Origin of the sequence: Photorhabdus aegyptia, assembly GCF_000612035.1 — a bacterium.
GTDB classification, from domain to species: domain Bacteria; phylum Pseudomonadota; class Gammaproteobacteria; order Enterobacterales; family Enterobacteriaceae; genus Photorhabdus; species Photorhabdus akhurstii.
This window is the reverse complement of sequence record NZ_JFGV01000039.1, coordinates 25105-50172: the sequence shown is the minus strand read 5'-3', so window position 1 is coordinate 50172 and position 25068 is coordinate 25105. Positions and strand designations below refer to the sequence as shown.

Below are 25068 nucleotides of genomic sequence, written 5' to 3'. Positions count from 1 at the left end.
GGCGTTTGGATAATGTGATAACGTTGTAACCGCTAAATTAACGTGACACAGAATTCTGAACGCCCTCAAGAAAATTAGTATAATAACTGGAATTAAATATTCTGATATTTCAGATTAATAGCAAATAAGATGAATTATAACTCGGTCTATTATCTGTATTGATTGGATATTCAACCGGGGATTGCTCCCCGGCTGTGCTATTAATGATCTTTATTGATTATTGCTATCCGCTTTTCTCTTCCAGGGGGGATTATCTGGGTTATCTTGGGAGACTGGCTTTTTCGAGTTAGCACTTTCCGCACTAGTCGGCCTCATGACTGCCGGGTCTTTAAACTTATCATTTGGATTATCGTCTGGTGGCGTCCAGAAAGCGACATTATGAATCCAATGGCAGTTGTCTTGCATCTCAATTGACGGCACCCCGTTTGCCCACTCACTTTCCCACTCAAATTTCTCGTCGGGTTTACGTTCCCATGAAAATCCAGCCCCACGGCAGGCAGCTGTGTAAACCAGATCTGTTATGCTGGATTCCATAACATTTTGGTCCCCTTGGAACCAGTGGATCTTATGATTTACAACGGCAGCATCCGTATAAAGGTCTACTGTGGCTTTGCCGGGCGCGCCATCTTTACGCTTGGCAGTCATCTTACAGTAATACTTACCTGTGATCACATGCGGAACCTTGAAGATTCTGTTTTGCGCTCTAACCCAAAACATACCGTCTTTTAACATCAAATCTCCGGTCGGCGTTGGAAACTCATGATCGATTACTGGCGGAAAGACATTCGGTAAGTTAGTGGACCCCCTTGCTGGGTAATGAACCGGTTTACCTTGGTTGTCTTTCCCATTGATGATTGGTTGCCCGAGAGATTTGAATATGTATTCTGGTATCCAGGCAGGAGTGGCAGGGTATATTGGGTCTGGTGTTGGTTGTTTGCTGGGGCATTCAGGCGCGGCTAATACCGAGGTAGAAAAAAGCGCCCCGATAGACACGCACATTACCCATACCGGCCATCGTTTATTTCGGCCAACATTCTGCTTGACGCTGTTGATGAACGTATTTTCAGTATTCATCGGATATTCTGACGGGGATTGTTCCCCGATTGGCATATTAAAAATTTTCATTCTCTGTGATAACCCTGTCCCGGCCAGATTGCATTGGCCTTTTAAGGGCACTCCTTCTTTAAATGATTATTTTCTGCATCGGGTTACCCGTGCAGGCCGTTATTACAGATTGCATTCATATAGGGGTATTGCTGGAACTTATGTTTGAAGAGAAATCGTCTGGATTCATATTACCCTCCTAAATTTAAGGTTGTATTGGATTGGCTTTTTTACCCACAGGGGAGCCTGTACCGTAAAACTAAACCCCTTGCGGATTACGCTGATTTTCTATTGCGACTAACAAGACATAAATAAGTTTAGCAACTCTTTAAAAAAAAGATAATAGAAAAAGCAAAAGATTAGAAAAATGTGATAACGAAAAGTTATCAACCGATAACTATAGTTTATCGCTAAAGTGGATTGTTAATGATGGTTGCTAAGATTGTTTTTCACAAATAAATGATAAGAGTGATAATAATGAGATTTAAATAGAAGAATTTAATCGGGATATACATCTTTATGACTATTATTACGTGAACGAGTAACTTAATTAACTAATAACCTATTGCCGGGCTGGAAATAAGGTGTTGCTAAGTTGTTTTCGTAATTTATGTTCTATATGATTTGTAAAATATCAGTTGTTTTGGGGTTTTTAATATTTATTTTTAAAACGGTTGCGTAAAGTTATTGTTTTTTTAATCTTTATTTGGCAGTTGATTTTGCTAATAACAGTGGGCGGGTGGGATGATATTTTAAATGGAATAAGCGATGGGCAGAGCCGAGTGTTATGGCTCAGCCTTGGTTTTAGTAACAAACTATTGCGTGCTCAACCGGGGATTGCTCCCCGGCTGTTTTGTTGACGATTTTTATTTATTGCTGCTATCCGTACTAGTAGGTCTCATGACGGCCGGGTCTTTAAACCGATCATTCGGATTGTCGTCTGGTGGCGTCCAGAAAGCAACATCATGAATCCAATTGCACAGGTCTTGCATTCTAATTAACAGTGCTGGGTTGTCCCAATCACTTTCCCATTCAAATTTCTCTTCGGGTTTACGCTCCCATGAAAATCCAGTCCCTTTGCAGGCCGCTGTGTAAAACAGGTCTGTCACGCTAGATTCCAGAACGTTTTTGTCTCCCTGGAACCTGTGGATGATCTGATTTGTAACGACAGCATCCGCCTCAAGGGTTGCTGTGGCTTTCCCGGTCGATCCATCTTTACGTTTGGCAGTCATCTTACAGGTATATTTACCTGTGACCACATGTGGAACCTTGAAGATTCCGTTTGGTGCTCTAACCCAAAACAGGCCCTCTTTTAACTTTAAATCTCCGGTCGGTGTTGGAAACTCATGATTGACTACTGGCGGAAAGACATTCGGTAAGTTAGTGTACCCCCTTGCTCTTGTTGGGTAATGAACCGGCTTACCTTTGTTGTCTTTCCCATTGATGATTGGCTGCCCGAGGGCTCTGAATATGGATTCTGCGTCCCAGGGCGGGCCAGCAGGGTATACTGGGTCTGGTATTGGTTGTTTACTGGGGCATTTAGTCGCGGCCAATACTGAGGTGGAAAAAAGCGCTCCTATAGACACGCCCATCACCCATGCCGACCACCGGCGATTTCGACCAATATTCTGCTTTACTCTGTTGATGAACGTTTTTTCAGTATTCATCGGATATTCTGATGGGGATTGTTCCCCGATTGCCATGTTAAAAATTTTCATTCTCTGTGATAACCCTGTCCCGGCCAGATTGCCTTGGCCTTTTAAGGGTGCTCCTTAATTTAAATGATTATTTTCTGCATCGGGTTACCCGCGCAGGCCGTTATTACAGATTGCATTTATATAAGAGTATTGCTGGAACTTATGTTTGAGGAGAAATCGTCTTGATTCATATTGTGCTCCTAAATTTAAGGTTGTATTGGATTGACCTTTTTTACCCACAGGGGAGCTATACCGCAAAACTGAATCCCTTGCAGATTACGCTGATTTTCTATTGCGACTAACAAGACATAAATAAGTTTAGCAACTCTTTAAGAAAAAGATAATAGAAATATAAAAAGATTAAAAGAATATGATAACTGTAGGTTAACGCTAAATCCGATTGTGAGTGATGGTTTTTAAGATTATTTTCTACAGGTAAATGACGATAATGAGATTTAGGCGGGAGAATTTGTCGGGGATATGCGTCTTATGACTATTATTTATTACGTATACGAGTAACTTAATTTACTAATGATTTATTGTAAGTCGTAAAATAAGGCGTTGTTAAGTTTTTGTCGTAATTATATTTTTGTGTGGTTTATAAAAAATCAGTTATTTGGGGTTCTTTGATGTTTATTTTTCAAACTATTTCGTAAAGTTATTGTCTTTTGAACTTTATTTGTCAGTTGATATTGGTAATAACAGCGGGCGAATGAGTTGATATTTCAAATGGAATAAACGATAGGCTGAACCGAGGTATTGTGGTTCAGCCTTGGTTTTCGTGTTTTTTAGTCATTCATAATAACAAGGGGTTAATCATCATATTCGCTATGCACTATATTGTCCCCCATATCCAAAAGATCCCAGGCTAATCTTTGGCCATTCGCCCGTAAGACGGCGAATGCGCTGCTTGATGTACTTAGGCTGATGATATCTTGTAGTTGGGCTATTCCAGGTGGTATCTGGATATTAAGTTCTTTGAACCCCCAAGCGACCACGCTGCCGTTTGCCCGTAGAGCCACGAAAGCGTAATTACCTCGATTCACGGAATCATCAATATCAGTAGTTTTCAAGCTGACGATATCCTTTAATTTGGCAATCTCGGGTGGGACACTAATAAGACCCCAGGAGACCACACTGCGGTCTGCCCGTAGAGCTATAAATGTGTTCCTTGATGAGTATAGGCTGACGATATCTTTTAATACGGCAATTTCGGGTGGAACCTGACCACCAGAGCCCGGGTCCCCCCAGGCGACGACACTGCGATCGGTACGCAAAGCGGCGAAAGCACCATTTGTTGCACTTAAGCTGACAATATCCCGTAATGCGGCAATTTCTGGTGGGACTTGGCCGCCATAGTTTTGATGCCCCCAAGCGACCACGCTACGGTTTGCCCGCAGGGCGGCTACAGCATAGGTTGTTACATCTAGGTGGATAATATCCTGCCATTTTGCAATTTCAGGAGGTATGGGATACCCGGGCCAGGTGACTACGCTGAGGTCTGCTCGTCGGGCGATGAAAATGTTATTTATTGAACTGAGACTGATAATATCCTCTAATTTTTTAATGTCTGACGGAACAGGGACTCTTCCCCAAGCGACCACCTTGCCGTTTGCCCTAAGGGCGGTAAAGGTATCATTTGTAAAGCTATATTGTGCAACTACTTTGTACTTGCCACGGTTGTCATCTCCGCAATAGGCTTGATTACGGTCTGGCCGCCAGGCTGCACAGACACTATCCGAAATGTTATGTATTGAACTTATGCTTATAATGTCCTTTAATTCAGCAATTTCTGCTGGTAATTTGCCGCCATAGTTCTGATCTCCCCAAGCGACTACACTACCGTCTGCCCGTAGGGCAGCGAAAGCATAATTTGTTGAACTTAGGCTGACAATATCCTGTAATTTGGCAATTTCTGGCGGTATAGAGCCGCCATACTTCTCATCTCCCCAAGCGACCACGCTACGGTCTGCCCGCAGGGCTGCGAAAGCATAATTTGTTGAACTCAGGCTGACAATATCCTGTAATTTGGCAATTTCTGGCGGTATAGAGCCACCGCCGCTCTCATCTCCCCAAGCGACTATTCTGCCATTGGTTAATAACATGGCGGTTGCGGTGTAAGTGGAGGTGATGGAGACCTTGTTGTCTTTCCCATTGATTATTGGCTGCCCGAGAGATTTGAATGTGTATTCTGCGTCCCAGGGGGGAGTCGCGGGGTACCTTAGGTCTGGTGTTGGTTTACTGGGGTATTCAGTAGCAGCCAATACCGAGGTGAAAAAAAGCGCCCCTATAGATACGCACATTACCCATGCCGACCACCGGCGATTTCGGCTAACATTCTGCTTCACTCTATTGATGAACGTTTTTTCAGTATTCATCGGATACTCTGGCGGGGATTGTTCCCCGGTTGGCATATTAAAAATTTTCATTCTCTGTGATAACCCTGTCCCGGCCAGATTACATTGGCCTTTTAAGGGGCCTCCTTCTTTAAAGGATTATTTTCTGCATCGGATTACCCGTGCAGGCCATTATTACAGATTGCATTCATATAAGGGTATTGCTGGAACTTATGTTTGAGGAGAAATCATCTTGATGCATATTACCCTCCTAAATTTAAGGTGGTATTGGATTGACCTTACCCACAGGGAGTTTGTTAATAAATTCTAGATTCTGTTTGGGTTAAGCTGATTTTCTATTGCGACTAATAAAACATAAATAAGTTTAGCAACTCTTTAAAAAAAAGATAATAGAAAAAGCAAAAAATTAACAGAATGTGATAGTGAAAATTTATTATTTGATAACTATAGGTTAACGCTAAATCCGATTGTGAGTGATGGTTTTTAAGATTATTTTTACAGGTAAATGACAATAATGAGATTTAGGCGTGAGAATTTGTCGGGGATATGTGTCTTATGACTATTAATTTATTACCTGTACGAGTAACTTAATTTATTAATAATTTATTGTAAGTCGGTAAATAAGGCGTTGCTAAGTTTTCGTCGTAATTATATTTTTGTGTGGTTCATAAAAAATCAGTTATTTTGGGTTTTTGATATTTATTTTTCGAACTGTTTCGTAAAGTTATTTTTTTTAATCTTTACTTGCAAGCTGATTTTGCTAATAACAGCGGGTGGGTGAGATGATCTTTAAAATGGAATAAGCGATAGGCTGAACCGAGGTATTGTGGCTCAGCCTTGGTTTTATTGTTTTTTAGTCATTCATAATACCAATCGGCTAATCATCATATTCGCTATGCACTATATTATTCCCCCTATCCAAAAGATCCCAGGCTAATCTTTGGCCATTCGCCCGTAAGACGGCGAATGCGCTGCTTGATGAACTTAGGCTGATGATATCTTGTAGTTGGGCTATTCCAGGTGGTATCTGGATATTAAGCTCTGTGAATCCCCAAGAGACCACGCTGCCGTTTGCCCGTAGAGCCGCGAAAGCATAATTACCTCGATTCGCGGAATCATCAAGATCAGTAGTTTTCAAGCTGACGATATCCTTTAATTTAGCAATCTCGGGTGGGACACTGATAGTACCCCAGGAGACCACACTGCGGTCTGCCCGTAGAGCTATAAATGTGTTCCTTGATGAATATAGGCTGACGATATCTTTTAATTATGGCAATTGCAGGTGGAACCTGACCACCAGAGCCCGGGTCCCCCCAGGCGACGACACTGCGATCGGTACGCAAAGCGGCGAAAGCGCCATTTGTTGCACTTAAGCTGACAATATCCCGTAATGCGGCAATTTCTGGTGGGACTTGGCCGCCATAGTTTTGATGCCCCCAAGCGACCACGCTACCGTTTGCCCGCAGGGCGGCTACAGCATAGATTGTTACATCCAGGTGGATAATATCCTGCCAATTTGCAATTTCAGGAGGTATGGGATACCCGGGCCAGGTGACTACGCTGAGGTCTGCTCGCCGGGCGATAAAAATATTATTTATTGAACTGAGACTGATAATATCCTCTAGCTTGCCAATATCTGACGGAACAGGGACTTTTCCCCAAGCGACCACCCTACCGTTTGCCCTAAGGGCGGTAAAGGTATCATTTGTGAAGTTATATGTTGAAATGGTCTTGTACCCGCCACTGCTGCCATGGCTGTCGTAATCTCCGCAATTGAATTGATCACGGTCTGGCCACCAGGCTGCACAGACACTATCCGAAATGCTATGTATTGAACTTATGCTTATAATGTCCTTTAATTCAGCGATTTCTGCTGGTAATTTGCCGCCATATGCGTGACCTGTATGATCTCCCCAAGCGACTACACTACCGTTTGCCCGTAAGGCTGCGAATGCGCAATTTGTTGAACTCAGGCTGACAATATCATGTAATTTAGCAATTTCTGGTGGTAAATTGCCGCCATACTGATCATCTCCCCAAGCAACCACGCTACGGTCTGCCCGCAGGGCTGCAAATGCGTAACCTGTTGATCTCAGGCTGACGATATCCTGTAATTGGGCAATTTCTGGCGGTATAGCGCCTCCACAGCTCTCCTCTCCCCAAGCGACTATTCTGCCGTTTGTTAATAGCATGGCGCTCGCAGTGTAAGTTGAGGCGATGGAGGATTTGTTGTCAAAGTGACTACATATCCCATCTCCAGATTGCTGGTATAGTTTGTTTGGTGAGAACTCGTTATCTGGGTTCATATTATTCTCCTAATAAGGTTATATCGGATTGACCTTACCCGCAGGGAATCTGTACCGTAAAACCTCTGCTTAATGGATTAATTAATAGTCGTATTCGTAATGTAATTTATTATCATTAGCCGAACCCCAGCCAACTCTCTGACCATCGGCCCGCAGTACGGTAAATGAGTTTCTTGATGCATTTAGGCTAACGATATCTTGTAACCGAGCTATCCCGAGTGGGACTTGATTGCCTTGATAATTGCCATGTCCCCAGGCAACGACGCTGCCGTTTACCCGTAGGGCGGCAAATGCGGTTTCTGTTGTGCTGATACTGACAATATCTTGCAATGCGGCAATTTCGGGTGGGGTTTTGATGTCACTACCTCCCCAGACGACGACACTGCGATCTGCCCGTAGGGCCGCGAAAGCCTTCGATGTTGTGTACAGACTGACGATATCTTGTAATTGGGCAATTTCTGGCGGGAGTTGACCACCGTTACCTTCGTTGTTGTTTCCCCAAGCGACCACGCTCCAGTTTTTCCGTAGAGCCGCGAAAGCATCATCTGTTGCACTTAGGCTAACGATATCCCGTAATTGGGCAATGTCGGGTGGGATCTGACTACTGGGGTCATTTCCCCAAGCTATCACTCTGCCATTTGGCAATAACATGGCGGTTGCCCCTCTGGTAGAAGCGATAGGCATATTATCATCAGCGTGACTACTCCTGTTTGGTTGCCAATATTGTTTTGTAGGATTACCGCCAGTATCCATGTTTGGTGAGGGATCGTTATTTTGATTCATATTATTCTCCTAATGATGGTGATATCGGATTGACCTTTTTACCTGCATTACCCACAAGGGAATCTATGCCATAAAACCTATCCTTTGTGGGTTAAGCTGATTTAATACTAGCCATTCTTTGATGAGTAAGATAATAGAGAGAGGTTATCGGCTGATAACTATAGGTTAATACTAAATTGATTTTTTGGTAGTTGGTTTTGGATTATTTTTTATCGATAAGTGATGAAGGTTAAAATTATGAGGCTTGAACGACAGAATTTAGAGGAAAGGTACATCTTTATGGCTATTGATTAATACATGAATATGTAACTTACTTTACTAAGTATTAATTGTAAAAAAAAGAGTAAAAATTACCAGAGTGGTTGCCGTAATATTCGTTCTACTTTGTTTATGAAATTGCCGGTTATTTTGAGGTTTTTACTATTTGTTTTCTAAACTGTTTGGGGGAGTTATTTCATGTTGATATTTATTTGGAAGTTGATATTGGTGATAACAGAGGAAGAGCGCACTAAGATTTCAAATGAATACTCGATAGGCTGAGTCACTATATTTGTCTCAGGCATTTGGTTAATGGTTCACTTAATGGATTAACTAATTATATTCGCCGTGAGCCTTAATATCTAATTCTAAGGGCTTAACGATCGGTTGCTCGGATTCCAGTTAATGCATCAGATTTTCATCATAATATCTGCTCTGTACAGTATATGAAAAAGTTTATTACCTTAGGATTTCAAGAGCTTATTTTTTCGAACCGCTTCGCAAAGTTATTATTTCTGCCTTGGACAGCCTCTCTTTATCCTCTATTTTGCTGTTATGCATGGATAGCCAGGGAGCAACGGATGCTTAATTTGTTGATATTAATCCTGTTCATTATTTTCAGTACACCGATAGTTGCGGCTGAGACATTGGATGCAGGGAAAAGTTACCCTGATTGAACAAGTATTTTTTACATAATGATATATTCAGGCACCATGATTGTTCGATCACTAATTCGTAGCTAGATGAATGTATTAGAAATAACGTAAGAAAAATTCTATCGTCGTAAATAACTAAGGCCATTGCTGGGCAGTATGTAACACTCTGAGTATCTGTAAAAGGTTTCCCTGCACTTGGTAGATAATAACGTAATGGGGATGAACGACAGCCTCCCGTGTCCCTTTTACCCTACCGGGTTTATACATATTGGGATGTTGGCAGGCAGTTTCTGCCGTCAATTCAAATCCATTATCTAGTTCAATTGCAGCTAGCGGATTATCCAGCGCGATATACTCCATAATAGCCTCACGATCAGCCAGAGCCATTGGCTTCCATTTCAACTCCATTATATCTCCTTACGTAGGGCCGCTTTTTTGGCTGCAAACCGCGCTTTAACTTCCTCATGGGGAACGCTGGGGTGGGGATCATCGATAGCGGCCTGAACTTGCTTACGGAACCATGCATCATAAGCAGCAGCCTTATGTGTCCGTTTTAGAGCTTCTGCACGGTCTGGGCGGGCAGTTTTCGTTGGTGTGTCCAGATGATAATTGGCTGCATCTACATTGAACTGTGCGATGCCTACGTCTTTAAGATAGGTGACAAGGGTTTCCAGCCGTTTGAACAGGCGTACTTGACGGCTGCGCTGGGCAACCAGAGGACGCTCCACTGTGCCATATTTCACCATCAGAGCCCATCCGTCGTTATGACCTACCACATGTACCGAGTTAACAGCGCCAGCTTCAACCAGACGATTTAGTGTGGGATGATCGATTGTTTCTGTGACCATAAATGTTCTCCTGAGTTATGTATATGCAAGTACTTAGAGTAGCATATGTATTTAATTATTAATTGCAATGCAATAAATAGTTAAATGAGACAAGTTTTCACCATACATTATCTGTTTTGTGCAGTATATAAAAAAGTCCGTTGCCTTGGGGTTTCAGGAAGTTATTCTTCGAACCGCTTCGCAAAATTATTATCTTTGCCTTGGACAGTCTTTCTTTATCCTCTATTTTGCCGTTATTACATGGATAGCTTGGGAGCGACGGATGCTTAATTTATCAAATAGTTATTGCTTTAATATCATTAAGTTAGTTTTATTCTGTCATAAGTTTGTGGTGCAAATTACAGGGGGGTACAGTGATGAGACTTGAACTGCAAAATTTAGCAAAAGGTCTGGCTATTGCGACGTCTCCTGATTGAATGGATATCTGCCGGTAAAACAGGCTAAAATGAATGCACTTTAATCAATGAGCGCTGAATATGTTAAGAGCGACCAAAGTCCGTATTTACCCCACACCCGAACAGGCCGAGTATCTTAACGGCCAGTCCGGTGCGGTCCGTTTTGCGTACAACAAGGCGCTGCACATCAAAAAGCATACTTACAAACTCTCTCGAACAATGGTTGACGAAAACCAAGCGGTCATTGTTGAGACGCTGAGATCGGCTAACATGATGAAGAATCACCATCTTGCCCGCGCTATCGGGGATGCGGGCTGGCATGGCTTCATCAAGAAACTGGAATACAAAGCCGCAGCGGCGGGGCTCGTCGTTTCTGCCCACGGAGGCCAGCGTAAATCCGTCATAAAGACGGTGGCGGGCTGAGAAGTGGGAAGCCTCGCCGTTTTTTACGGCGGGGAGCAGTCACTTTTATGAGTGGTGCCAGTTGAGGTTTTGGAAGAGTGACGCATCGGCCTCAGCTATGGGTTATTGCAGGACCTAATGGAGCTGGCAAATCGACACTGGTTCGACATTATTTAACCGGTAAACTTTCTGTAGTAAATCCCGATGATATAGAAAGAGGATTCACTCTGCATAATCTATCGTTGAAAGATGCGGATGTATTTGGTTGTTACAAAAGAAAACAAATATGAAAAACACCCGAAGATGCTTTTCTATATCGTTTGGATTAAGTTGTTTTGAAGCCAAAATGTAGTTCACAATTGCAAGCTTTGGCGTAGTTCAATAATGTCTTAAGTGTTGGGTTTCCATTTCCTTTTTCAAGCCTGGAAATATTCGCTTCTTTCGTTCCCATACGCTGGGCAACTTGGTTTTGCGTTAAACCAGCAGCATGCCGCATGCGTAATAGAGTATTAATTAGCTCGAATTCTGGTTTTAGCGCATCATACTCAGCTTTTACATCTGGGTTAGATAATGCTTTGGATTTTAGCGACTTTAAACTACTCATTTTGTAACCTCTTTCATTCGTTTATAAGCGAGATCAAGATCCTTTTTAGATATCTTCTGGTTTTTCTTAATAAATGCATGAAGGACAATGATATTTGGGCCTTGTAGGTAACAAAACAATCTGCGTCCAATACCTTCTTGCGCTTTGGCTCGAATCTCGAATAGACCTTTTCCCATTGACTTAGTGTGTGGCTCTCCAAGATTAGCGCCATATTCTTCAATGAGTTCAAGTAGTTTCAGCATACGAGCTTGAATTCTGGGTGGCATATTGAGGATCGCATCCTCGACACCATCATAGAGTTCAACGTTCCAGTTCATATTCAATATTGTCCTAAAGCTTATCTTATATGATAAGCTTGTGAGTTGCCAAACCTCTGTTTTCGATGAAAACCACAGGGGTGGGAGTTGTTATGGCAACCCTGAACTAAATATTAAATGCATCAGCTTTTCACCATAATATCCGCTCTATGCAGTATATAAAAAAGTCCATTACCTTGGGATTTCAGGCAGTTATTCCTTCGAACCGCTTCGCAAAGTTATTATTTCTGCCTTGGACAGTATCTCTTTATCCTCTATTGTGCCGTTATGCATGGATAGCCAAGGAGCAGCGGATGCTTAATTTATTGATGTAGTCACATGGATGTATCAGAAAAGAGTTGTCCTGGGTGGGAATGGAATTTACACTGCATACTATGGTGTGTAATTTATCTACAGTTGTTACCTTTATATTCATTAGTTAATTTTATTTGTCATAAGTTTGTGGCGCAAATTACAGGGGTTACAGCGATGAGGCTTGAACTGCAAAATTTGGATGAAATGTCACCGGCGCAAGAGCGCGCTTTTATGGCTATCTTTGATGCTCAATTGGCAAATGACGATGGTTCAGAGGCGCGTGCTCACCTTAATTCTGGTGAACCAATTTATTATGCGGAGTTTAACACTCCAGCAGGGATGGTGATTAAGGAATATCCAGGCGGCCGTAGGGAGCTGGTTAGTTTTATGAGTGGTACCGAGGAGGTAGTTGAGGTTTTGGAAGAGTGACGCATCGGCCTCAGCTATGGGTTATTGCAGGACCTAATGGAGCTGGCAAATCGACACTGGTTCGACGTCATCTAACTGGCAAGGTTCCTGTAGTAAATCCCGATGATATAGCACGAGAACTCAGCCCGCATAATCCATCACTGAAAAATGCGGAAGCGGGTCGGTTAGCTATCAAACAACGAGCGGTTTTTCTCCAAGAATGCCGCTCATTTGCTGTCGAGACGACTCTCACGGGTAAAGGAGAAATTAAGCTGATGGAGCTGGCTGTTAGTGCCGGTTACAAGGTTAACTTTATTTTCGTCGGTGTTCATGATGTGGGTTTGTCTGCCGCACGAGTGGCGCTTCGTGTAAGAGCGGGAGGGCATAATGTGCCAGTTGTCGATATATTCAGGCGCTATGATCGTTCTATAATTAACCTACCGCTGGCTATGAATATATCAGATAGGGTCTGGATTTTTGATAATAGCAATAAGCGCAGGCAGCTATTGTTGGCTCGGGACCGTGACAGAGTGAAGCAATTGGCCAGTTATTTACCTGAATGGTTTAGGCGTGCAGCCAGTAACGAAATCATTTCTGCTCAGAAATTAAAAAAATCGTAATAGCCTCACGATCAGCTAGAGCCATTGGCTTCCATTCCAACTCTATTATATCCCCTTAAGTAGGGCTGCTTTTTTGGCTGCAAACCGTGCTTTAACTTCCTCATGAGGAACGCAGGGGTGGGGATCATCGAGTCGAGTAGCCCGAGGGGATCTCACCCGCAGGCCCTCACGCAACCGGACATGAATCTCTCGATTCATCCGGCTCCTATCGTCCAGTCATACCAGCATGAGTAATCGGCCAATGAGCGAATAGACTAGGCCACCGAGCGACTACACGCTTTAGCCATGCCGTTGCCCGTGAAGCGCTACCCAGCCGTTTATATTTCCGTTTTGCCCATCGCACAAGAGCATAGTTCAGTTGATCCAAAACCGGAGCAAGCTTCGATCTATAAAATTTGCCATAGTAGTTGATCCAACCCCGTAAAACAGGGTTGAGACTATTAGCCAGTTCCTTGATCGATAACTGTGTCCATCGGTGCGTTTTCCATCTTCGAATTTTCTCCCGCATCGCCTTAGCTGCTTTCACACTGACAGCAGGTAGAAAGCTGAGGGCCAGCGTAGATCCGTCATAAAGACGGTGGCGGCCTGAGAAGTGGGAAGCCTCGCCGTTTTTACGGCGGGGAGCAGTCACAGTAGCATATGCATTTAACTATTAATTGCAATGCGATAAATAGTTAAATGAGTCAGCTTTTCACCATAATATCCGCTCTATGCAGTATATAAAAAAGTCCGTTACCTTGGGATTTCAGGCAGTTATTCCTTCGAACCGCTTCGCAAAATTATTATCTTTGCCTTGGACAGCATCTCTTTATCCTCTATTTTGCCGTTATGCATGGATAGCCAAGGAGCAGCGGATGCTTAATTTATTGATATTGATTCTATTTATTGTTTTAAGTACATCGATAGTTGCGGCTGAGACATTGAATACAGAGAAAAATTGCCCGGATTGAGCGGGTATTTTTTACATTCTCCGCACGGAGGGGTCTGACGGTTCTAGTTATCTTTCTTCTCTTTGCGGGTTCAGGTGTTCGTTATGATGGCATCGAGGGCTGAGATAATTTCATTTCTGGATGAGGCTACGTTGCATACAAAATCTGATTTGTTGATTTTTTTTGCATCCAGAAACGTTATTGCCGGTGTAAATATATAATAACTATTATTATTAATGACCACCTGAGGGGTGATTCTTTTCTGGTTGAGGCTAATGTCATTTTTAGATGCCAGAGGGACAATAATCCTTGTTGTTAAATCATCAAAATAATCATTCTGGATAATAAGGTAAAACGGCTAAAGCCTGTTTGTTTTGGCCGATGGATTACGATACACATCAAATTGCTGTGGCATTACAGGCTCCCGAAAAATTCATCGTCTGTGAGCATTCCAGCTTTCGCCATGAATATGTTCATAGCCTGCATATCTTCTTTCTCTCTCTCATCCTGTTTAGCTTTTATAGCCTGAGCCAGAAGGATATCTAGTGTTGCTGAGAGATTCATGTCCATACTATGAGCTTTATCGACCAGTGAAGCCGTCAGGTACACGTTGGTGCTTCTTTTGGTGCTTCTTTTGGTGTTGTTACGGGGAGAGGTAACGGTATTCATGGTGTTTACTCCTATGCGCAAAGGTATGCGCATAAGTATGATGGGTGACGGAAAAACAATCAAGTATCCTGCTTCTTGAAAGACTTAGAATTTAATTATTAATTGCAATGCAATAAATAGTTAAATGAATCAGGTTTTCACCATGATATCCACGCTATGCAATATATAAAAAAGTTCGTTATCTTGGGATTTCAGAAAGTTATTCCTTCGAACCGCTTCGCAAAGTTATTATTTCTGTCTTGGACAGCCTCTCTTTATCCTCTATTTTGCCGTTATGCATGGATAGCCAGGGAGCAACGGATGCTTAATTTATTGATATTGGTTCTATTTATTGTTTTCAGTACATCGATAGTTGCGGCTGAGACATTGAATACAGAGAAAGATTGTCCTGCATGGTCGCAGGATAAATTGCAACGTGAAACAAAAAGCTTGATGCAACAGCTGGCTCGATGGGATCAACTTTATCGTCAGAAAGGGATTAGCGAGATCGATGATGAAGTTTATGATCAATTAATGGCGGAGCTAATTCATTGGCAACTCTGTCTGAAACAAGCACCTCATTCAGATTTTCCTGTAGTAGTTTTCCCCGAGAATAAGCGGGTTCATCCGGTTGCTCATACTGGATTAAATAAACTGAAAGACGAACAGGAAATTAACCGATGGTTACACGGCAGATTACCTGTCTGGTTACAGCCAAAGATTGATGGCGTGGCGGTAACATTGGTTTACCAGCAAGGGAAATTAGTTTCATTAATCAGCCGGGGTAATGGCTCTGAAGGTGTAGATTGGACAGCGAAAAGCCCATATATCGCCGAGATTCCCCAAGAGATAGAAAATGCACCGCCTTATATGGTACTGCAAGGGGAGCTTTTTCTGCATAAGGATGGGCATATACAGCAATCTTCTGGCAGTGATGGCGCACGTAATCGTGTTGCGGGTTTAATGATGCGCAAGGAATATTCGCCAGAATTAAAGCAAGTTGGTTTGTTTATCTGGAGCTGGCCTGATGGCCCTATGGATATGGAAAGTAAATTGCGGAAATTAGCAGATATGGGCTTTCCATTAGCGCTTCGCTACAGCCATAAAATAGAGAAGTCAGAACAGGTACAGAAACTGCGGATGCACTATTTTGCACAACCCATGCCTTTTGCCACAGACGGTATCGTGCTGAAACAGGAAATTGAACCTAAAGGGAATCAGTGGCGGTCTGGATCTAACAGTTGGGCTGTGGCATGGAAACACCCTTTACGCCATCAGGTAACACAAGTCAGGGAAGTGAGTTTTACTATTGGCAGAACGGGCAAAATCTCAGTTGTGCTTGGGCTGGATAAGGTGAAATTGGATGACCGACAAATCAGCCGAGTCAATATTGGCTCAGTCCGTCGTTGGCAACAGTTGGATGTGTTGCCGGGGGATCAGGTGACTCTCACGCTGGCCGGTCATGGTATCCCGAAATTAGCTCAAGTGGTGTGGCGGATTAAAGAGCGTCAGAATATTCAGCCGCCAGATAAGCAGCGTTATCATGCGCTGAGTTGCCTGACGTTAACGGCGGGCTGTGAACAACAGTTTAATGCGCGACTGAAATGGCTTGGTGAAAGTTTGCAAATGACAGGTGTCAGTAGCGGTAGTTGGGCAATGTTGACCGAACAGAAGCTGGTCACTGATTTGACCGGTTGGTTGGCGCTGTCAGTTCAACAAATTGCGGCCTTACCGGGCATTGGAGATAAACGAGCACAGGCTATTTATTCACAATTCAGCAAGGCAAAAAATCAGCCTTTTTCCTATTGGATGAAAGGGATTGGAGTGCCTTATATGGATAAGTTGTCTGACGATGTTGATCACTGGCGGCAACTGGAGCAGAAATTAGCCGGATCACAGTTAAAACAGCAATTCACTAGCGGGCAATTGAAAAAGTTGTCTGATTTTGTCAATGACACGCAGGTTAAAGCAATTGCAGAGAAACTGTCAGTGGCTGGTATCAAGGGGTTTGATCGGGAAAACGGGGCTGTGGTTAACCCCGTAGGTATAACTATAGCTCAGTGATCAGAATGTTCATAATTAAAAACAGGTAATCCAAGGCGATAGCGAATAGCAACCAATCTTGCTGTCAAACCTGCGATTAGGGTAATCAGAACAATGCCATCCTGCGGTAATGGCGTATGTTGTAATCCGATGTATAGCCAGGCGGCGGCAAAAGAGACACCGGCATAAATCTCTTTCTGGAAAACTAACGGGATGGTGTTACACAGCATATCGCGTAACACGCCACCGAAAACACCGGTGATAACCGCCGCGATGGAGGCGATGATTGGGCTATAGTTCATATCCAGTGCAATCTGTGCGCCGAGAATGGAGAAAACAATCAAGCCAATGGCATCAAGAATCAGAAACAAGCGGCGCAAATGCTTCATCATGGGGGCAACCCAAGTGGTTATTACAGCGGCACAGGCGACGGTGACGATATATTCAGGGTGTTTAACCCAACCTAGAGGGTAGTGCCCCAGAAGTATATCCCGAACGGAGCCGCCGCCAATGGCGGTGACCGAAGCAATAATAATCACGCCGAACATGTCCATTTTACGGCGGCCCGCAGCTAAAGCGCCGGTCATCGCTTCGGCAGTAATACCAATGATATAAAGAACACTTAGTAACATAGGTTATTCGATGCGTATAACGTAAAAAGGTAAGAGTAATGTCGAAGTGGTAAAGTCTCGACTGAAATTTTTTAGTTCCATCCATTTCGGATTAATATTATTTATCCGAAAAAACCTGATGTAAGGATAATAAAATGGCCTTTCAGGAACGGCAAATCACGTTTGATAATCGCAGCCACCAGCTTACCAATATTAATGTCTGGACGCCAGACAGCCAGTGGTTAGTTTATGATGTTCGCCCTCATGGCGCTTCTTTTACCGGTTTAGCGATAGAAAAAATTCATGTACATAGCGGCAAAACAGAAATTATCTATCAGGCTAAAGAGGGGGCTCATGTTGGCGTGGTGACAGTCAGCCCGACAGAACCTGTCCGCTATGCGTTTATTCACGGGCCTGAATTCCCAGATGAGCAATGGCATTACGATTTTCATCACCGGCGAGGGGTAATTGTCAGTGAAGATTTACCGGGAAAAGCGGTTACGCTGGATGCAATGGATATTACTGCCCCTTATACACCGGGCGCATTGCGCGGAGGCAGTCACGTTCATGTATTCAGCCCGGATGGCAGTCGTTTGAGTTTTACTTATAACGACCATGTTATGCATGAACTTGATCCAGCGCGGGATTTACGCAATATCGCTGTTGCTGTGCCCCTCAAATCAGTTAAACCACCTAAACACCATCCCCGTGAATATGATGGCAGCCATTTCTCTGTTGTCGTCAGTAGTACCGCTTTTCAGCCGCAGCCGGGTAGTGATGAGATTAACCGTGCTTATGAAGAGTGTTGGGTCGGCCAAGCTGGATATCGTAAAGCGGATGGAAATTGGCAGCGTTGGGCGTTGGCATTTATTGGCGATACTATTTCTGCAACAGGGGAAAAAGTACCAGAAGTCTATATCGTTGATCTACCTGAACAGGATGCTGATTATGCAATAGCAGGGGAAAAACCATTGCAAGGTACGGAAACGACATTACCTGCACCGCCTGCTAATATCATGCAGCGTCGTCTGACATTGACCAATCATAAGCGTTGGCCGGGGGTGGTGAATAATCCACGCCACTGGTTGCGGGCTTCACCGGATGGTGAGCAGATTGGTTTTCTGATGAAAGATGACAATGGCATTGTGCAACTGTGGATAATATCGCCAAATGGTGGTGAACCTCGTCAAGTCACTCAGAGCCATTGTGATATTCAATCCGCTTTTAGTTGGGAAAACAGAGGGCGGTTTGTTGCTTTCATTTGCGATAACAGTGTGATGCTGTGTGATGTAAACAATGGTCAAATGCAGCGTTTAACAAAGCGTACAGAAAAAGCGCCTGCCGCGGATGCCGTTGTGATTTCACCGGATAACCATCATGTTGCCTTTATGCGTGAAGTTGATGGCTATATGCAAATTTTCCTGGTGGAAACAGGACTGAAATAAATATATTTGCCGCCAGTTCACTTGCTGCTGGTGGCAATAAATAAACCGGAACGGATTATCAATTAATTGTTTTTGGTTTGATGTTGTGCTTTTTCTATTTTTTCAATTCGCTCTTTTGGTGAACTGGCTGATTGATCTTCGTCAGATTTTATATAGTCATAAGGTAATAACAGAGTATCTAATAGCGCGGAAAAGGGCAGATCGATCGCGAGTAGTGGTTTCATTACCCAGCCTGTATCTTGATCTTTTAACATTTCAATGTCAGTTTTAGCGCCGGGATAATAACCGCGGCTAGGCCCGGAATGTGTCATGATGCTGGTACACCCGCTGATTAACAGCCATCCTAATGTGACGCAAAATAGAATTAGTTTATTACTCTTCATCGGTTCTATCGATCTCGTATAGCTAAGCCGCTGAAATAGTTCGCCCTTGAGTAAGTTTGTTGGGTGATCTTTATTTCCCCAAATTTATCCAAATCCCTTAATGAAGGGTTTTGACATCAATCACTATAATCACGTCACGCAACGTTGACCATAGTGTTGAGATCAAAAAGTCGTGAATTTTTTATGTAACAGGATTTTTTTCTGCATTTTAATTAATAAAAAGTAATGTAAGTCATCATAATGATCTGAATAGTCTATAACTTAAATATTTTTTAAGTATATGCCCAATGGATTTCAAGATGCATCGCGATGGCGAGTGAGTATCGCCAACAAAGAGGCAACTTGAAAGATAACGGGTATAAAAGTACGTTTTTACTTTGACTGCCAGTAAACGCACAAAAACCCGCCTATTCAGGGCATTGGATTTAGAAATTTCTGATTGAATAGAGGCTGCTTAAGGAGAGCAGGCAAGCAAGGAGTGTTTCTTTCTCTTCTTATGCACAAAGCATTCTACAAATTCTGAGAATAATTATGTAAAGTCCTCGTTGTCATTTAGCTCCTGCATTTCCGAGCAGGAGCTTTTTTACTATATTTATTACGATTGATGATTACATTATTGATTTGATTATGTTGATTTCAGGCGGCTTGCTGATGCGCTAATTTAATTTCTTCCGCCAGAATCGCAATCCCTTTGGCAATACTTTCCGGATCAGGAACATAATTCATACGCATGCATTCATGAGTATGCGGCCAATCTTGTTCCAGTCCGGGGAAGAAATAGTGACCTGGAACCATTAACACACCACGTTTTTTCAGTCTGTGATAAAGCATTTCTGTGGTTATCGGCAAATTTTTAAACCACAGCCACAGAAAAATAGCGCCTTCTGGTTTATGGATAAGGCAAAGTTCTGCCGGCAGATAACGACGGATGATCTGAATCACGTCCTGAACCCGTTGTTGATAGAACGGGCGGATAACTTCCTGTGACAAACGAAGCAAGTCATTGCGACGGATCATTTCCAATGCCATTGCGGGGCCAACACCGCCCGGCGCAAGGCTGATGATGCCATTCATATTACTGACGGCATTGATGATTTTATCGTTAGCGATAATGATTCCGCAGCGTGAACCCGGCAACCCTAATTTGGATAAACTCATGCACAGAATAATATTGGGATTCCACAATGGCGTAGCTTCGCTAAAAATAATACCTGGGAATGGCACGCCGTAAGCATTATCAATGAGTAATGGAATCTGGTGTTGTTGAGCCAGATAATCTAGCCGTTGTAACTCTTCATCAGTGATAACGTTACCCGTTGGGTTGGTTGGGCGAGAAACACAGATCAGGCCAATATCTTCGGTAATATTTAGATGGTCAAAATCAACATGATATTTGAATTGGCCTTCTGGCAATAATTCAATATTGGGTTTGTTGGCAATAAATAAGCCTTCATCCAGCCCTGAGTCAGAATAACCAATATATTCCGGCGCCAGTGGAAACAGCACTTTGCGGACAGAACCATCTTCTCCGCGTCCAGCCAGCAGGTTAAATAGATAGAAGAATGCACTTTGGCTGCCATTGGTCAGGGCAATATTTTGTGTACCAATCTCCCAACCCAATTTTTCACGCAACATCTCGGCTAATGCTTGAATCAATGTATCCTTTCCTTGAGGCCCATCATAGTTGCATAGCGTGTCAGTGAGTTGGCCGTTGGCGACCATCTCTGTCAGTAGTTGCTGAAAATAGTCATCCATTTCTGGAATGTGCGCCGGGTTGCCGCCGCCTAGCATAATTGCTCCGGGCGTCCTCAACCCTTGATTAAGGTCATTCATCAGGCGGGTGATGCCTGCATCTTGTGTGAATTTGTTACCAAATTGAGAAAAAATCATAGCCACGTTCGTTGTCGGTGTGTTGTTGGGAATAAGAATAAGAGACATAACACCATACTCCGCGCACTATTGGGGTGCAATCTGGAAAATTATGACTATTAGTTATTTAATATTGCGTTTAATTTGGCATTTAAAATAAAGAACTGAATGTTTGGTTAACATCCAGCTTTATTATTCATTTTAATCTTAAGTGCGATAGTAATTCACTGAATTTATTTTCTACATAAACAGTTTATTGTATGGTCATTGACCAAACCAGTAGCTTGCATAAATGCATAGCAAGTGGTGCTGCCGATGAATTTGAATCCCCTTTTTTTAAGCGCTTGCGATAACGCTTCTGAAATCTCTGTTTTTACCGGTACCTCGGTGATCGTTTCCCATTGATTAATAATGGGTTTATTATCGACGAAACGCCAGATAAAAGTACTGAATTCTTCTCCTTGTTGCTGCATCTTAAGATAGGCTCGCGCATTGTTGATAATAGCGTTAATTTTGGCGCGGTTACGGATAATAGCGGGATCAAGCATCAGTCGTTCTACATCATTTTCATCCATGACGGCAATTTTTGCCGGATCAAACTGATGAAAACATTTACGATAACCTTCGCGTTTTTTCAGAATAGTCAGCCATGATAGCCCAGATTGTTGTCCTTCCAGACAAATCATTTCAAACAACTTTTGGCTATCTTTTAGCGGCTTTCCCCATTCATTGTCATGATAAGCCAGATATTCCGGGTCAGAAGTAACCCAATGGCAGCGTGTTAATTCCATACGTGTTAATTCCATAATCGTTATTTTCGGTATGAGAGGTTGGTCATTGACGGTACCTTAACTGTATAGATATACAAGTAAAATAACCAAATTGAGATTTTTTTATTTCAAGGCGAAATTAAGAGCGAATTCAGGGCTGTATATCTTAAGGTCAAAGGGTATACTGATCAGCTTCCTTTCAAATTCATATGTATCGCGTGCGGATCTAACATGCAAAAGTTTGATACCAAGACCTTTCAGGGGCTGATCCTGACATTACAGGATTATTGGGCGCGCCAAGGCTGTACCATTGTCCAACCACTGGACATGGAAGTCGGTGCGGGTACTTCTCATCCAATAACTTGCCTGCGTGCACTTGGCCCAGAGCCAATTGCTGCGGCTTATGTGCAACCTTCCCGTCGTCCGACAGATGGCCGTTATGGTGAAAACCCTAACCGCTTACAACATTTCTACCAGTTTCAAGTCATTATTAAACCGTCCCCAGACAATATTCAGGAGTTATATCTGGGCTCTCTGAAGGAGTTAGGATTAGATCCAACAGTTCATGACATCCGTTTTGTTGAAGATAACTGGGAAAACCCAACATTAGGCGCTTGGGGATTAGGCTGGGAAGTGTGGCTTAACGGGATGGAAGTGACTCAGTTTACTTACTTCCAACAGGTAGGTGGTCTTGAGTGTAAACCTATCACTGGTGAGATCACTTACGGTCTTGAGCGTCTGGCAATGTATATCCAAGGCGTAGACAGTGTTTATGATCTGGTTTGGTGTGATGGCCCTTTGGGTAGAACCACCTATGGCGATATTTATCACCAAAATGAAGTAGAGCAATCCACCTATAACTTTGAACATGCGGATGTCGATTTCCTGTTTACCTGCTTCGAACAATATGAAAAAGAGGCGCAGGATCTGATGGCGTTAGAAACGCCGCTACCGTTGCCAGCTTATGAACGTATTCTCAAAGCGGGCCATACATTCAACTTGCTGGATGCCCGTAAAGCTATCTCGGTGACTGAACGTCAGCGTTATATCCTGCGTATCCGTACCCTGACTAAAGCTGTTGCCGAAGCTTATTATGCTTCACGCGAGGCGCTAGGCTTCCCTATGTGTAACAAGAATCAGAACTAAGAGGCTGTCATGACTCAACAGACTTTCCTGGTGGAAATCGGCACAGAAGAGTTGCCGCCGAAGGCTCTTCGTTCATTAGCTGAAGCATTTGCTGCTAATTTCGCGGCGGAGTTGGATAACGCGAATTTGGCGTATGGTGAAGTAAGTTGGTTTGCCGCTCCGCGCCGTCTGGCGCTGAAAGTTGCTAATCTGGATAAGGCGCAAGCTGATCGTGAAGTAGAAAAGCGCGGTCCAGCGATTGCTCAAGCATTTGATGCTGAGGGTAAACCGACAAAAGCGGCTGAAGGTTGGGCGCGCGGTTGTGGTATCACGGCTGCTCAGGCTGAACGTTTAGTGACAGATAAAGGCGAATGGCTATTGTATCGCGCGCTGGTAAAAGGCTGCCGTGCAACAGAGCTATTGTCGGGTATGGTCAATCAAGCGCTGAGTAAGTTGCCCATCCCTAAACTGATGCGTTGGAGCGATAAGGAGACTCAGTTTGTTCGCCCGGTTCATACCGTTACCATGTTGTTTGGCGATGAATTGATTGAAGGCGAAATTCTGGGTATTAAATCCGCACGTATCATTCGTGGTCACCGCTTTATGGGTGAATCTGAGTTTACGATTGATAATGCAGAACAGTATCCCGCGATTTTGCAGCAACGCGGTAAAGTGATTGCAGATTATACAATCCGTAAGGCACTCATTAAACAAGATGTAGAACAGGCTGCGATTAAACTGGGCGGTGTTGCTGATATCAGTGACAGCCTGCTGGAAGAAGTCACTTCATTGGTTGAATGGCCGGTTGTGCTGACGGCGAAATTTGAAGAGAAATTCCTTGCTGTGCCGTCAGAAGCGTTGGTTTACACCATGAAAGGTGACCAAAAATACTTCCCGGTTTACGATAGTGCCGGCAAGCTGATGGCGAACTTTATTTTTGTTGCCAACATTGAATCTTCTGATCCACAGCAAATCATTGACGGTAACGAAAAGGTAGTGCGCCCACGCTTGGCTGACGCGGAATTCTTCTTTAAGACGGATCGTAAACAGCGTCTGGAAGATAATCTACCTCGTCTGGAGACAGTTTTGTTCCAGAAACAACTTGGTACTTTGCGTGATAAAACAGATCGTATTCAGGCGTTGGCCGGTTGGATTGCAGAAAAAATCGGCGCTGATGTAAATCATGCTACCCGTGCTGGTTTGCTGTCCAAATGTGACCTGATGACCAACATGGTATTTGAGTTCACCGATACCCAAGGTGTGATGGGAATGCATTACGCCCGTCATGACGGTGAAGCAGAGGATGTCGCTCTGGCATTGAATGAGCAGTATCAACCGCGTTTTGCTGGTGATGAACTGCCTTCTACTGGCGTTTCTTGTGCGTTAGCGATTGCTGACAAAATGGATACTCTGGCGGGTATTTTTGGTATTGGTCAGCATCCGAAAGGCGATAAAGATCCGTTTGCGTTGCGTCGTGCTGCGTTGGGTGCTCTGCGTATTATCGTTGAGAAAAAACTGCCGCTGGATTTGCAGACACTGACAGAAGAAGCGGTGCGCCTGTATGGCGACAAGCTGACAAATGCCAAGGTTACGGATGATGTAGTGGAATTTATGCTCGGCCGTTTCCGTGCTTGGTATCAGGAACAAGGTTACGGCGTTGATACCATTCAGGCAGTATTAGCACGTCGTCCGACGCAGCCTGCTGATTTCGATGCTCGTGTTAAAGCGGTGACTCACTTCCGTACACTGGATGAAGCCGCAGCGTTAGCCGCAGCGAATAAGCGTGTTTCTAACATTCTGGCGAAATCAGAAGAGACATTGAACGAGAAGGTAGATGTTTCTGCGCTGAAAGCGCCAGAAGAGGTGAAACTGGCAACACATCTGGTGGCTTTGCAGGATAAGCTGGCGCCTTTATTTGCTCAAGGATGCTATCAGGAAGCGTTGGTTGAGTTGGCATCTTTGCGTGAAGTTGTTGATGCTTTCTTTGACAATGTGATGGTGATGGATGAAGACTTACAGGTGCGAGTAAATCGCTTAACCCTGTTAAGTGAATTGCGTGACCTGTTCCTGAGAGTTGCTGATATTTCGTTACTGCAATAGTCATCTGAAATAGTCAATTCCGGCTGTTGTGAAATGCGATAGCCGGAACTTAATACCTCTAACCTTGATTTTGTAGCTCATTCGAGCTACGTTTTA

At 43.5% G+C, this 25068-nt stretch carries 25 protein-coding genes; 8 read left to right on the top strand and 17 right to left on the bottom strand.

The annotated features are described in order from the left end of the window. Positions 1 to 210: 210 nt before the first annotated feature. From BA1DRAFT_RS13200 to relB, 8 genes are all read right to left on the bottom strand, one after another. Entirely contained in the window at positions 211 to 1176 is a 966-nt protein-coding gene (locus BA1DRAFT_RS13200; protein WP_235201099.1) for a hypothetical protein, read from the bottom strand. Positions 1177 to 1970: 794 nt separating this feature from the next. Beyond that, the gene (locus BA1DRAFT_RS13190) at positions 1971 to 2807 is read right to left on the bottom strand and encodes a hypothetical protein (RefSeq protein WP_235201098.1); all 837 of its coding nucleotides are present in this window, start codon (positions 2805 to 2807) and stop codon (positions 1971 to 1973) included. 806 nt (positions 2808 to 3613) lie between these two features. Beyond that, on the bottom strand, positions 3614 to 5230 hold the full coding sequence (locus tag BA1DRAFT_RS24100) for an RCC1 domain-containing protein (protein ID WP_051560784.1): 1617 nt from the start codon (positions 5228 to 5230) through the stop codon (positions 3614 to 3616). An 805-nt stretch (positions 5231 to 6035) separates the two neighbouring features. After that, positions 6036 to 6296: a hypothetical protein gene (locus BA1DRAFT_RS23165; protein WP_036779869.1), complete on the bottom strand. Its 261-nt coding sequence runs from the start codon at positions 6294 to 6296 to the stop codon at positions 6036 to 6038. Between the two features lie 19 nt (positions 6297 to 6315). After that, positions 6316 to 7464, bottom strand: coding sequence for an RCC1 domain-containing protein (locus tag BA1DRAFT_RS13175; RefSeq protein WP_036779868.1), 1149 nt, complete (start codon positions 7462 to 7464; stop codon positions 6316 to 6318). 81 nt (positions 7465 to 7545) lie between these two features. After that, positions 7546 to 8247, bottom strand: a complete 702-nt coding sequence (locus BA1DRAFT_RS13170) for an RCC1 domain-containing protein (protein ID WP_051560783.1) — start codon at positions 8245 to 8247, stop codon at positions 7546 to 7548. Positions 8248 to 9296: 1049 nt separating this feature from the next. Next, entirely contained in the window at positions 9297 to 9569 is a 273-nt protein-coding gene (locus BA1DRAFT_RS13165) for a type II toxin-antitoxin system RelE/ParE family toxin (RefSeq protein ID WP_036779866.1), read from the bottom strand. Next, entirely contained in the window at positions 9569 to 10009 is a 441-nt protein-coding gene (gene relB / locus BA1DRAFT_RS13160; protein ID WP_036779865.1) for a type II toxin-antitoxin system RelB family antitoxin, read from the bottom strand. Before relB ends, BA1DRAFT_RS13165 begins: the two co-directional genes overlap by 1 nt. A gap of 476 nt (positions 10010 to 10485) precedes the next feature. Between relB and BA1DRAFT_RS24095 the strand changes: the two genes are divergently transcribed. Beyond that, positions 10486 to 10827 (top strand): helix-turn-helix domain-containing protein, encoded by a 342-nt coding sequence (locus BA1DRAFT_RS24095; RefSeq protein WP_072164803.1) that lies wholly within the window; start codon positions 10486 to 10488, stop codon positions 10825 to 10827. A 77-nt stretch (positions 10828 to 10904) separates the two neighbouring features. Next, positions 10905 to 11096, top strand: coding sequence for a hypothetical protein (locus BA1DRAFT_RS24090; protein ID WP_235201097.1), 192 nt, complete (start codon positions 10905 to 10907; stop codon positions 11094 to 11096). Between the two features lie 35 nt (positions 11097 to 11131). Here the strand turns inward: BA1DRAFT_RS24090 and BA1DRAFT_RS13150 are convergent, their stop codons facing one another. Together BA1DRAFT_RS13150 and BA1DRAFT_RS13145 are read right to left on the bottom strand one after the other, a co-directional pair. Further along, positions 11132 to 11410, bottom strand: coding sequence for a helix-turn-helix domain-containing protein (locus tag BA1DRAFT_RS13150; RefSeq protein ID WP_036779863.1), 279 nt, complete (start codon positions 11408 to 11410; stop codon positions 11132 to 11134). Next, on the bottom strand, positions 11407 to 11727 hold the full coding sequence (locus BA1DRAFT_RS13145) for a type II toxin-antitoxin system RelE/ParE family toxin (RefSeq protein ID WP_036779862.1): 321 nt from the start codon (positions 11725 to 11727) through the stop codon (positions 11407 to 11409). The genes BA1DRAFT_RS13150 and BA1DRAFT_RS13145 overlap by 4 nt, the downstream gene beginning before the upstream one ends. Before the next feature lie 468 nt (positions 11728 to 12195). Between BA1DRAFT_RS13145 and BA1DRAFT_RS13140 the strand changes: the two genes are divergently transcribed. Together BA1DRAFT_RS13140 and BA1DRAFT_RS13135 are read left to right on the top strand one after the other, a co-directional pair. Continuing rightward, positions 12196 to 12450 (top strand): hypothetical protein, encoded by a 255-nt coding sequence (locus BA1DRAFT_RS13140; RefSeq protein WP_036779861.1) that lies wholly within the window; start codon positions 12196 to 12198, stop codon positions 12448 to 12450. Then, positions 12447 to 13049 (top strand): ATPase, encoded by a 603-nt coding sequence (locus BA1DRAFT_RS13135; protein ID WP_036779860.1) that lies wholly within the window; start codon positions 12447 to 12449, stop codon positions 13047 to 13049. Before BA1DRAFT_RS13140 ends, BA1DRAFT_RS13135 begins: the two co-directional genes overlap by 4 nt. Positions 13050 to 13254: 205 nt before the next feature. Here BA1DRAFT_RS13135 and BA1DRAFT_RS13130 read toward each other — a convergent pair whose 3' ends face one another. The 3 genes from BA1DRAFT_RS13130 to BA1DRAFT_RS13125 form a co-directional block, all read right to left on the bottom strand. After that, positions 13255 to 13680, bottom strand: a complete 426-nt coding sequence (locus tag BA1DRAFT_RS13130) for a group II intron maturase-specific domain-containing protein (RefSeq protein ID WP_051560782.1) — start codon at positions 13678 to 13680, stop codon at positions 13255 to 13257. A gap of 389 nt (positions 13681 to 14069) precedes the next feature. Further along, positions 14070 to 14324 carry a CcdB family protein gene (locus BA1DRAFT_RS22055; RefSeq protein ID WP_235201101.1) on the bottom strand — a complete coding sequence of 85 codons (255 nt, stop codon included), beginning with the start codon at positions 14322 to 14324 and terminating at the stop codon, positions 14070 to 14072. A gap of 68 nt (positions 14325 to 14392) precedes the next feature. Continuing rightward, positions 14393 to 14647, bottom strand: a complete 255-nt coding sequence (locus BA1DRAFT_RS13125; RefSeq protein ID WP_082303686.1) for a type II toxin-antitoxin system CcdA family antitoxin — start codon at positions 14645 to 14647, stop codon at positions 14393 to 14395. A gap of 300 nt (positions 14648 to 14947) precedes the next feature. Here BA1DRAFT_RS13125 and ligB point away from each other — a divergent pair, with 300 nt between their 5' ends. Continuing rightward, positions 14948 to 16690, top strand: a complete 1743-nt coding sequence (gene ligB, locus BA1DRAFT_RS13120; RefSeq protein ID WP_036779855.1) for an NAD-dependent DNA ligase LigB — start codon at positions 14948 to 14950, stop codon at positions 16688 to 16690. On the opposite strand, the gene BA1DRAFT_RS13115 is transcribed toward ligB, so the two are convergent. Next, positions 16684 to 17301, bottom strand: coding sequence for a trimeric intracellular cation channel family protein (locus BA1DRAFT_RS13115; protein ID WP_036779852.1), 618 nt, complete (start codon positions 17299 to 17301; stop codon positions 16684 to 16686). The genes ligB and BA1DRAFT_RS13115 overlap by 7 nt on opposite strands. A gap of 134 nt (positions 17302 to 17435) precedes the next feature. On the opposite strand from BA1DRAFT_RS13115, the gene BA1DRAFT_RS13110 reads away from it, so the two are divergent. Next, positions 17436 to 18725: a YidR family protein gene (locus tag BA1DRAFT_RS13110; RefSeq protein ID WP_036779850.1), complete on the top strand. Its 1290-nt coding sequence runs from the start codon at positions 17436 to 17438 to the stop codon at positions 18723 to 18725. 62 nt (positions 18726 to 18787) lie between these two features. Here BA1DRAFT_RS13110 and BA1DRAFT_RS13105 read toward each other — a convergent pair whose 3' ends face one another. The 3 genes from BA1DRAFT_RS13105 to BA1DRAFT_RS13095 all read right to left on the bottom strand — a co-directional run bounded on the left by BA1DRAFT_RS13105 (position 18788) and on the right by BA1DRAFT_RS13095 (position 21768). Then, a complete protein-coding gene (locus BA1DRAFT_RS13105) occupies positions 18788 to 19108 on the bottom strand; it encodes a YceK/YidQ family lipoprotein (protein WP_036779848.1) in 321 nt (106 codons plus the stop codon). A gap of 636 nt (positions 19109 to 19744) precedes the next feature. After that, the gene (locus BA1DRAFT_RS13100) at positions 19745 to 20998 is read right to left on the bottom strand and encodes a valine--pyruvate transaminase (protein WP_036779879.1); all 1254 of its coding nucleotides are present in this window, start codon (positions 20996 to 20998) and stop codon (positions 19745 to 19747) included. 212 nt (positions 20999 to 21210) lie between these two features. Continuing rightward, a complete protein-coding gene (locus tag BA1DRAFT_RS13095) occupies positions 21211 to 21768 on the bottom strand; it encodes a DNA-3-methyladenine glycosylase I (RefSeq protein WP_036779846.1) in 558 nt (185 codons plus the stop codon). Positions 21769 to 21978: 210 nt separating this feature from the next. Here BA1DRAFT_RS13095 and glyQ point away from each other — a divergent pair, with 210 nt between their 5' ends. Beyond that, positions 21979 to 22893 (top strand): glycine--tRNA ligase subunit alpha, encoded by a 915-nt coding sequence (gene glyQ / locus BA1DRAFT_RS13090; protein WP_036779844.1) that lies wholly within the window; start codon positions 21979 to 21981, stop codon positions 22891 to 22893. A 9-nt stretch (positions 22894 to 22902) separates the two neighbouring features. Further along, positions 22903 to 24972, top strand: a complete 2070-nt coding sequence (gene glyS, locus BA1DRAFT_RS13085) for a glycine--tRNA ligase subunit beta (protein WP_036779841.1) — start codon at positions 22903 to 22905, stop codon at positions 24970 to 24972. Positions 24973 to 25068: the final 96 nt, after the last annotated feature.

Bases quoted from the DNA above. Each gene is read 5' to 3' on its own strand.
- BA1DRAFT_RS13190 (WP_235201098.1), bottom strand. From the start codon at position 2,807: ATGGCAATCGGGGAACAATCCCCATCAGAATATCCGATGAATACTGAA.
- BA1DRAFT_RS24100 (WP_051560784.1), bottom strand. From the start codon at position 5,230: ATGAAAATTTTTAATATGCCAACCGGGGAACAATCCCCGCCAGAGTAT.
- BA1DRAFT_RS13175 (WP_036779868.1), bottom strand. From the start codon at position 7,464: ATGAACCCAGATAACGAGTTCTCACCAAACAAACTATACCAGCAATCT.
- BA1DRAFT_RS13170 (WP_051560783.1), bottom strand. From the start codon at position 8,247: ATGAATCAAAATAACGATCCCTCACCAAACATGGATACTGGCGGTAAT.
- BA1DRAFT_RS13165 (WP_036779866.1), bottom strand. From the start codon at position 9,569: ATGGAGTTGAAATGGAAGCCAATGGCTCTGGCTGATCGTGAGGCTATT.
- relB (WP_036779865.1), bottom strand. From the start codon at position 10,009: ATGGTCACAGAAACAATCGATCATCCCACACTAAATCGTCTGGTTGAA.
- BA1DRAFT_RS24095 (WP_072164803.1), top strand. From the start codon at position 10,486: ATGTTAAGAGCGACCAAAGTCCGTATTTACCCCACACCCGAACAGGCC.
- BA1DRAFT_RS13150 (WP_036779863.1), bottom strand. From the start codon at position 11,410: ATGAGTAGTTTAAAGTCGCTAAAATCCAAAGCATTATCTAACCCAGAT.
- BA1DRAFT_RS13145 (WP_036779862.1), bottom strand. From the start codon at position 11,727: ATGAACTGGAACGTTGAACTCTATGATGGTGTCGAGGATGCGATCCTC.
- BA1DRAFT_RS13140 (WP_036779861.1), top strand. From the start codon at position 12,196: ATGAGGCTTGAACTGCAAAATTTGGATGAAATGTCACCGGCGCAAGAG.
- BA1DRAFT_RS13125 (WP_082303686.1), bottom strand. From the start codon at position 14,647: ATGAATACCGTTACCTCTCCCCGTAACAACACCAAAAGAAGCACCAAA.
- ligB (WP_036779855.1), top strand. From the start codon at position 14,948: ATGCTTAATTTATTGATATTGGTTCTATTTATTGTTTTCAGTACATCG.
- BA1DRAFT_RS13115 (WP_036779852.1), bottom strand. From the start codon at position 17,301: ATGTTACTAAGTGTTCTTTATATCATTGGTATTACTGCCGAAGCGATG.
- BA1DRAFT_RS13110 (WP_036779850.1), top strand. From the start codon at position 17,436: ATGGCCTTTCAGGAACGGCAAATCACGTTTGATAATCGCAGCCACCAG.
- BA1DRAFT_RS13105 (WP_036779848.1), bottom strand. From the start codon at position 19,108: ATGAAGAGTAATAAACTAATTCTATTTTGCGTCACATTAGGATGGCTG.
- BA1DRAFT_RS13100 (WP_036779879.1), bottom strand. From the start codon at position 20,998: ATGATTTTTTCTCAATTTGGTAACAAATTCACACAAGATGCAGGCATC.
- BA1DRAFT_RS13095 (WP_036779846.1), bottom strand. From the start codon at position 21,768: ATGGAATTAACACGCTGCCATTGGGTTACTTCTGACCCGGAATATCTG.
- glyQ (WP_036779844.1), top strand. From the start codon at position 21,979: ATGCAAAAGTTTGATACCAAGACCTTTCAGGGGCTGATCCTGACATTA.
- glyS (WP_036779841.1), top strand. From the start codon at position 22,903: ATGACTCAACAGACTTTCCTGGTGGAAATCGGCACAGAAGAGTTGCCG.